This is a genomic window from Streptomyces sp. NPDC058964, assembly GCF_042741275.1.
In the GTDB taxonomy this organism is placed as follows: Bacteria; Actinomycetota; Actinomycetes; order Streptomycetales; family Streptomycetaceae; genus Streptomyces.
The window spans coordinates 5,869-6,591 of sequence record NZ_JBHYKH010000134.1 but is presented as its reverse complement, the minus strand read 5'-3'; the positions used below and the strand labels follow the sequence as shown (position 1 = coordinate 6,591).

Genomic DNA, 723 nt, shown 5'->3' with positions numbered 1-723 from the left:
GGTTCGCTGTGCTCCTGCTGGTCCGCATCCTCTTCGGCGTCAGCGAGGGCATCTTCCCCGGCGCATCCATCAAGGCGCTGAGCGAACGCACCTTGCCGTCACGTCGAGGCGCGGCGATCGGCACCATGCTGTCGTCGAACAGCCTCGGGGCGGCACTCGCACCGCTGATCGCGGCCCCCGCCATGGCCCTGGTGGGCTGGCGGAGCACATTCCTGCTCGTCGCCGGTCTCGGCCTGGTGATGGCAGTGATCCTTTGGCGTTTCCTGCCCAGGAAGCTGAGCCGCGAGGAGCTGGGCGGCGCCTCCATGGGGGCCGAGTCCTCGGCCGGGGCCGCGACCCGGACGCCGGTTCCTTCGTGGACGCTGCTGCGGACGCCGGCCATGTGGAAGGTCGCCGCGTTGTTGGGCGGCGGGAACATCGTAGCCTACGGCCTCCTGACCTGGGTGCCCAGCTACTTCATGGACGTCCGGCACGTCCAGCTTGCCGACACCGGGTGGCTCGCAGCCATTCCGTGGTTCGCGGCGGCGGCTGCAACCGTCCTGGGCGGGTGGCTGTTCGACCGGTACTTCCACGACCGGGCCCGGCTCATGGTGGTGCCCAGCTTCGTCCTCGGAGGCATCTTCATCGGGCTCATGATGGTGGCGCACTCCACCGCCGCCTTCACCACCTACCTCACCATCGGCAACGCGATCATGTCGCGTGCGACCATGGGCGTCATGGGGC

At 69.0% G+C, this 723-nt stretch carries 1 protein-coding gene; it reads left to right on the top strand.

The genetic code is table 11. The features are described 5' to 3' along the window. Positions 1 to 723 (top strand): MFS transporter (locus ACFW2E_RS18590; RefSeq protein ID WP_384467680.1); only part of this gene is annotated, 723 nt, incomplete at both ends.